Source organism: uncultured Veillonella sp. (genome assembly GCF_963543145.1).
Lineage (GTDB): Bacteria > Bacillota > Negativicutes > Veillonellales > Veillonellaceae > Veillonella.
This window is the reverse complement of the sequence record NZ_CAUTZP010000004.1, coordinates 122,300-129,734: the sequence shown is the minus strand read 5'-3', so window position 1 is coordinate 129,734 and position 7,435 is coordinate 122,300. Positions and strand designations below refer to the sequence as shown.

At 39.1% G+C, this 7,435-nt stretch carries 6 protein-coding genes and 1 other annotated feature (1 of these 7 only partly in view); of the genes, 1 reads left to right on the top strand and 5 read right to left on the bottom strand.

The window, feature by feature from the left end; genetic code table 11:
* Window positions 1-963 precede the first annotated feature (963 nt).
* From rplT to infC, 3 genes are read right to left on the bottom strand one after another with little or no spacing between them, the layout of a single operon-like run.
* The gene (rplT, locus tag RWZ05_RS03450; protein ID WP_005376311.1) at window positions 964-1,314 is read right to left on the bottom strand and encodes a 50S ribosomal protein L20; all 351 of its coding nucleotides are present in this window, start codon (window positions 1,312-1,314) and stop codon (window positions 964-966) included.
* A gap of 46 nt (window positions 1,315-1,360) precedes the next feature.
* On the bottom strand, window positions 1,361-1,558 hold the full coding sequence (gene rpmI, locus RWZ05_RS03445) for a 50S ribosomal protein L35 (protein WP_004696338.1): 198 nt from the start codon (window positions 1,556-1,558) through the stop codon (window positions 1,361-1,363).
* Between the two features lie 21 nt (window positions 1,559-1,579).
* Complete coding sequence (infC, locus tag RWZ05_RS03440; protein ID WP_005386139.1) at window positions 1,580-2,098, bottom strand: translation initiation factor IF-3; 519 nt, start codon at window positions 2,096-2,098, stop codon at window positions 1,580-1,582.
* A 397-nt stretch (window positions 2,099-2,495) separates the two neighbouring features.
* On the opposite strand from infC, the gene RWZ05_RS03435 reads away from it, so the two are divergent.
* On the top strand, window positions 2,496-3,989 hold the full coding sequence (locus RWZ05_RS03435) for a DASS family sodium-coupled anion symporter (RefSeq protein WP_314642132.1): 1,494 nt from the start codon (window positions 2,496-2,498) through the stop codon (window positions 3,987-3,989).
* Between the two features lie 92 nt (window positions 3,990-4,081).
* Here the strand turns inward: RWZ05_RS03435 and RWZ05_RS03430 are convergent, their stop codons facing one another.
* Window positions 4,082-5,287, bottom strand: coding sequence for an MFS transporter (locus RWZ05_RS03430; RefSeq protein ID WP_314642129.1), 1,206 nt, complete (start codon window positions 5,285-5,287; stop codon window positions 4,082-4,084).
* A 144-nt stretch (window positions 5,288-5,431) separates the two neighbouring features.
* Complete coding sequence (gene thrS, locus RWZ05_RS03425; RefSeq protein ID WP_314642126.1) at window positions 5,432-7,342, bottom strand: threonine--tRNA ligase; 1,911 nt, start codon at window positions 7,340-7,342, stop codon at window positions 5,432-5,434.
* Between the two features lie 72 nt (window positions 7,343-7,414).
* Window positions 7,415-7,435 (bottom strand) — a binding site (T-box leader) (it continues 211 nt past the right edge of the window).

Below are 7,435 nucleotides of genomic sequence, written 5' to 3'. Positions count from 1 at the left end.
GTAAATATCTAGTGTTATAAGGGTTTTTACACACACTTTTTGTCCTATAAGCCTACTTTCACCACACAAAAAAGCTCTCTATTACAAGGTATATACCTCACAATAGAGAGTCTATAATTACATGAAAAGCTAACCTATGGTGCAAGTTACTTCAAAGGATATTTTTAACTTCCCTTACATGATCATATTTTCTTTGACTTATAGTAGTATAATATAAATATAGAAACAAGGAGATGATTACTATGAAATTTACAAAACGTATACTCATCATGACTGTTTTAGCCGTGACTGCTGCTGTATCTACAGGATTTGCTTACGATTATGTATGCAATGATTCTCAGTACAATTGCAATACTAACACACAATACAACTGCAATAACGCTGCTAACTATTCACCATGTAACAATAACAACCAAAACTATTGCGGTCCAAACTCAAATACTAGAGGGTGCGGCGGATATAGAAGATAATATAGTAGACATGACAGAAGCCTATAGTACGATTTTCGTGCTATAGGCTTTTATCATCTATAAGTATTCATAACTCCATAGCACATTAACATAAACAAGGTTAGATAAGTGTCGACAAATTGTCGACACTTATTATACTGAACCTAGAGTCATCAACGTGAGTTAGGCTCATCACCGAAAGGTGGTGATGCTATGAACAATTATGAAAAAGTAATGCTTATCATTGCTATATTGTCTCTAGCAGTATCCATTCTTACATTTATTTTAAAATAGAGTAAGAAAAACGCCTAACGTATAAAAGCATTCGCAGTGCTTACACGTTAGGCGCATTCTAAATTTGCAATTTTGTAGATGGGCCTAACGCTAGCTACACGTTGATGGCTCTCTTTATATCTATAATATAACATACTTTACGTTATATAGCAAAAATACAAGGGTTATAGGACAAAAAAGGACCCTCATCAGAGAGTCCTTAATCTGTATTGTTATGCTATTAAGCGTTTTTAGCTACTTCAACAAGTTTAGCGAATGCTGCTGCATCGTTAACTGCCAAGTCAGCCAACATTTTACGGTTAACTTCAACGCCTGCTTTAGTCAAACCAGCGATGAAACGGCTGTAAGTTGTGCCATTGATGCGAGCCGCTGCGTTGATACGAGCGATCCACAATTGACGGAATTCGCGTTTTTTCGCACGACGGTCACGACGAGCGTAGTACAACGCTTTCATTACTGTTTCGTTAGCTTTTTTGAACAAACGGGAACGTGTACCGCGGTAACCTTTAGCTAATTTTAAAATCTTTTTATGACGTGCATGAGCTGTAACGCCTTTTTTCACTCTTGCCATTGTATATTCCTCCTAAATTACGATATATCGATCTAATAGTTAACGATTAAGCGTATGGTAAGCATTTAGCTACGCGTTTGTGGTCAGCTTTTGCAACCAATGTAGCTTTACGCAAATTACGTTTACGAGCTGGAGATTTTTTCTCAAGAATGTGGCTTTTGAAAGCTTTTGCACGCTTGAATTCACCAGTACCAGTTACTGCGAAACGTTTAGCCGCTGCGCGACGAGTTTTAATTTTTGGCATAATTATAATCCTCCCAAAACATTATTTACTTACTAAAATCATGGTCATGTTACGACCTTCTAATTTAGCTGCTTTTTCAATAGACGCTGTTTCTTTGAGTTCTTCAGCGAAACGTGTCAACACTGCCATACCTAGTTCTGGATGTGAAAGTTCACGACCGCGGAACATGATAGTTACTTTTACTTTGTTACCTTCACCCAAGAATTTGGATGCGTTTTTCATTTTTACGTAAAAGTCATGGTCTTCAATATGTGGACGTAACTTAACTTCTTTTAAAGTTACGATTTTTTGTTTCTTTTTCGCTTCCTTCTCGCGTTTTTGTTGTTCATAACGATATTTACCGTAGTTCATAATACGAGCTACCGGTGGTTTAGCGTTAGGTGCAATTTCCACAAGATCAAGATGCTTTTCTTCAGCCAATGCCAACGCCTCACGGCCAGACATAATGCCGATTTGTTCGTTTTCAGGACCTACGACACGAAGTTCACGAGCACGAATCTCTTCATTAATGCGTGGTGTATCCTTGCTAATAGCGTTCACCTCCAAGAGAATAAAAAAAACGGACGGCAAACACCATCCGAATAGAATTCTCTATATTAACCTCATACTTCATGGTATTAGGTGAGTGGCGGATGGCCTCTGCTTCATAAATTACTTAATTATAATAACAAATCGACTGATGAAAGTCAACAACAATCTTGAGCCTTTCTCAATCAATTTATTATTAGAACCTCTTAAGTATATCACAGATTTCATATTATGCCTATAAAACTAACAAAGACTTTCACCCTATCTATACTTGTTTATGTATACAATATTCTTTTCTATTACCAATAAATTCTATAGAAAAATGCTGTACAATAATATACATAAATATTCTACCATCATAGGGTATTATATATTAATAAGTGTCAATCATATTGAAAGGAGTTTTATTATGAGTGCAACAAATAGTTCCCCTCCGCAAAAGGTACGTACAACTGCTCAAAATATTGGTCTTATTTTATCTTTCATTGTTCTAGGTATTATTTTATTACTGCCTACACCGGAAACATTATCTACAGGTGGTCATCGCATGATCGGTGTTCTTGCCTTTGCCATTATTTTATGGATGACATCAGCTGTTTCCTATCCAGTAAGTGCCACTATGATTACAGCCCTCACGGCTTTACTACTAGGCTTCGCTCCAAATCCTGAAGCGCCAGCAAAAGCTATGGGTACGGCTAACGCCTTAAAGCTTATCATTTCTGGTTATTCTTCACCTGCGATGATTCTCGTAGGCGCAGCTATGTTTATCTCTGTCGCTATGCGTAAAACTGGTCTTGATCGGCGTATTGCTATGCTCGTCTTATCTAGTGTTGGTACTAAGGTGAGCCGCATTTATTTAGGTGTCATTATTACAGGCCTCATTCTCGCCTTCTTCGTACCAAGTGCAACGGCTCGTATTGCCTGCTTGGCACCAATCATCATTGGTATTGTTGAAAACTTAGGTATTGAACGTAAAAGCCGCGTAGCAGCTCTCCTCATGGTAGGTGCTGTACAGGCCGATACATTCTGGAATATTATGATTCAAACAGCGGCAGCACAAAACCTCGTGGCTGTAGGCTTTATTCAAACTCAGATGAATACTTCTATCAGTTGGATAGATTGGCTCACAGCAGCGGCTCCATTCTCCATTATTATGGTTATCATCGCCTACTTCTTAACACAAGCATTAATTAAGCCGGAGTTTAACGAACTTGTAGGTGGAGATGTACAGCTAGCTAAAATGCGCCAAGAAATCGGTCCTATGAGTACGGATGAAAAGAAACTGTTATGTATTTCTATTGGTCTACTTGCATTATGGGCTACCGGTGGCAAGCTCCATTCTATCGACACAACAACTACAACAATTGTAGCCATTGCATTATTCTTCTTCCCTAAAATTGGTATTATGGATTGGAAATTTGCACAACCAAACATCGACTGGGGTTCCATCGTTATGTTTGGTGCCGGTATCGGTCTTGGCTCTGTATTACTTAAGACAAAAGCAGCTACCTGGCTCGCTCAAGTATTCGTAAACGCTTTCTCCCTTGAAAGCGCTAGCGTATTCATTTTAATAGCCGTAATGGCAGCCTTCCTCATTGTTATTCACCTAGGCTTTGCATCGGCCACAGCACTATCCTCAGCTATGATTCCTATTGTCATCTCCATTGTAATGGGACACTCTGCAGAAGGTCTTAACTCTGTGGGCGTAACCATGCTCATGCAATATGCAATCTGCTTTGGTCTAGTACTACCAGTAAACTCCCCTCAAGGCATGGTGGCTTATGGTACAGATACATTTGACGTAAAAACATTTATGACTACAGGTATTCCATTAACGATTATTGGCTATATCATGATGCTCGTATTCGCTCTTACATACTGGCACTGGATTGGAATAGCTTAATATCAACAAACTAAAAAAATTCTACAATTTCTAATTTACCGGAAATTGTAGAATTTTTTAGTTTAATCTCTAATTTTATTAGATTACTTTTCCTATTCTAGTTCCTTACCTTTTAGTTCAGGAATTAAGAATACTGTTGCTAAAATATCGATTACATAGATAATCGCGAGGAAGGCTATTGCCACTTGGTAGGAGTACATAGAGATAATCATACCCACCACCATTGGGCTAAAACCACCTACAGCACGACCAATATTAAATAATACGTTTTGAGCTGTTGCCCGAGCACTTGTTGGGTACGCTTCTGCTATTAAGGCACCATAGCCACCCATCATACCATTTACAGAAGCACCTAGAATAGCACCAGCAAATAGCATCGTTGTTGGATCAGATAGTTGGGAATAAATCAAAATAGAAGCTACTGCACATACTTGGAATAGGATAAATGTAGGTTTACGACCAATTTTATCCGCTAATCGTCCAAATAGCCAAATACCAACCATCATACCGCATACTGTAACGGCAGTCCATAAACCAGATTTGGTAAGGGAGAAACCTAATTGCTTACTCAAGAAATTAGGTAACCAGATCATAATACCGTAGTACCCAAAGTTCTGAACTGATGTTAAGATAGCCACACCAATAGATGTTTTCGTAGTGGCTACGTCTTTCACAAGTAATTTAAAAGATTCCTTATGGGAATGTTTATTTACCTCTTTGCTTTGTACAAAGATTTCTGGTTCGTGTAATTTCGCACGGAAGAACCATGCCACAAAGGCTGGAATAATACCAACCATAAACATGCCGCGCCATCCGATGTAAGGAATCAATAACGGTGTTAATAGTGCAGCGGCCAATACGCCTAATTGCCAGCCAAGAGCAACATAACTTGTCGCTTTTGCACGGTGTTTCGCAGGCCACGCTTCAGCAGCTAAAGCCATGCCGATACCAAATTCACCACCTAAACCAATACCAGCAATTGTACGATAAATAAGTAGGTCCCAATATCCTTGAGCAAAGGCACAAAGTCCAGTAAATACGGCAAATAGTACGATAGTCCAAGTCAATACGCGAACGCGACCAAACTTATCTGACAAGGTACCAAAAATAATACCACCAATTACGGCCCCAATTAAAGTCCACGTCACAAGAGAACCCGCTTGACCTGTAGTCAAACCTAAATCACTTGAAATCAAGGTTAGCATAAACCCTAGAATCAAGAGATCAAAACCATCCATGGCATAGCCAATAGAAGAGCCAATAACAGCTTTCCAACCGTATGAATTTACATCTTTCATAGTTATTTTCCTTTCGCTACTCACAGGTAGCAATTAAAGAAAGAGCCCCTCTACACTAATTGCCGGCTCATAGATTGAAGTCTAATGAAAGGCTTAAGTATATGGGGGCTCTTTTAGTCTGTAAATAAATTATACACTATTTTATTAGTTGCGTTCTTTAATTTCAATTTTGATAGCATTAAAGAATTCTTCAAATGGTACGGAACCTAATTCATCACCGCCGTGTTTACGAACGTTAACTGTACCTTCTTCAACCTCTTTATCACCTACAACAAGCATGTATGGAACCTTTGCCATTTGAGCTTGACGGATTTTGTAGCCAATTTTTTCACTACGATCATCCACTTCTACGCGTACATAGTCGCGGTGCATTTGTTTTGCCAATTCTTTAGCATATTCAACATGTTTTTCAGAGATAGGCAAGATTTTAACTTGTACAGGAGCCATCCAAGTTGGGAATGCACCTGCATAGTGTTCAGTTAAGATGCCGATGAAACGTTCCATGGAGCCGAAGCAAGCGCGGTGAATCATGATAGGACGATGTTTTTGACCATCTTCACCAATGTATTCAATTTGGAAACGTTCAGGTAAGTTCATATCCAATTGGATAGTACCACATTGCCATGTACGTCCTAAGGAGTCTTCAATATGGTAATCGAGTTTAGGACCATAGAAAGCGCCGTCGCCAGGATTGATTACATAAGGAATACCTTTTGCTTCAATCGCATTACGCAATGCTTCTGTAGCTGCTTCCCAAATTGCATCGTCACCCATTGCGTTGTCTGGTTTAGTAGACAATTCCACATGGTATTTTAAACCGAATTGACTATAAATACGGTCGAACAATTCGATAACTTTCATCAATTCAGATTGCATTTGAGATGGCAACATGAATACGTGCGCATCGTCTTGAGTGAAAGCACGTACGCGGAACAAGCCGTGTAATGCACCGGACAATTCATGACGATGAACTAAACCAAGTTCAGCGTAACGCAATGGGAAATCACGGTAGGAATGCATTTCATTTTGGTAAACCAAGATACCGCCTGGGCAGTTCATTGGTTTAATTGCATATTCTTCATCATCAATGATTGTAGTGTACATATTTTCACGGTAATGGAACCAGTGACCAGATGTTTCCCACAATTGTTTGTTCAAAATGATTGGTGTACGAATTTCTTCGTATTCAAATTCATGGTGTACTTCGCGCCAGAAGTTTTCTAATTCGTTGCGAAGGGCCATACCTTTTGGCAAGAAGAATGGGAAACCAGGACCTTCTTCTTTGATAACGAACAAGCCAAGTTCTTTACCAAGTTTACGGTGATCCCGTTTAGCCGCTTCTTCAAGCATGTGAAGGTATGCATCAAGTTCTTCTTTTTTCTCGAATGCTGTACCGTAAATACGTTGCAACATTTTATTCTTTTCATCGCCGCGCCAGTATGCACCTGCAATGCTTTGCAATTTGAAAGCTTTCACCTTGCCAGTGGATGCCACGTGAGGACCTGCACAAAGATCGATGAAATCACCTTGTGCATAGCAAGAGATAATAGCATCTTTTGGAAGGTCTTGAATCAATTCTACCTTGTAGTCTTCATTTTTAGATTTGAAGAACTCGATAGCTTCTTGACGAGACATTACAGATTTAGTGATAGGTAAGTTTTCTTTTACAATGCGGCTCATTTCCTTTTCGATTTTACCTAAATCTTCAGGAGTCAAAGTGTGTTCCATATCGATATCATAGTAGAAGCCTTTATCGATAGCAGGTCCGATAGCTAATTTAGCTTCAGGCCATAAGCGTTTAACTGCTTGAGCCAAGATATGAGAAGCTGTATGGCGTAAAGTATGTTTACCACCATCGTCTTCGAATGTTAAGAATGCTACTTCAGAACCATCAACAAGTTCTTCGCGAAGGTCTGTTAATTCGCCATTTACATTTGCAGCTAGTACTTTTTTAGCCAAGCTGTTAGATAGTTGTTTTACTGCTTCCCCAAGAGTAGTGCCAGCAACGTATTCCTTTGCACTACCATCAGGTAAAGTGATTTTTACATCTGCCATTTTTCTTTCCTCCAATTTATACACTAGGATAGTTGGATTTTGGTAATAAAAAAAGACCTTCTATCCCTACAAACAAGGGACGAAGATCATTCG

Coding starts and splice junctions, on each gene's coding strand:
- RWZ05_RS03435 (WP_314642132.1), top strand. CDS start 2,496: ATGAGTGCAACAAATAGTTCCCCTCCGCAAAAGGTACGTACAACTGCT.
- RWZ05_RS03430 (WP_314642129.1), bottom strand. CDS start 5,287: ATGAAAGATGTAAATTCATACGGTTGGAAAGCTGTTATTGGCTCTTCT.
- rpmI (WP_004696338.1), bottom strand. CDS start 1,558: ATGCCAAAAATTAAAACTCGTCGCGCAGCGGCTAAACGTTTCGCAGTA.
- thrS (WP_314642126.1), bottom strand. CDS start 7,342: ATGGCAGATGTAAAAATCACTTTACCTGATGGTAGTGCAAAGGAATAC.
- rplT (WP_005376311.1), bottom strand. CDS start 1,314: ATGGCAAGAGTGAAAAAAGGCGTTACAGCTCATGCACGTCATAAAAAG.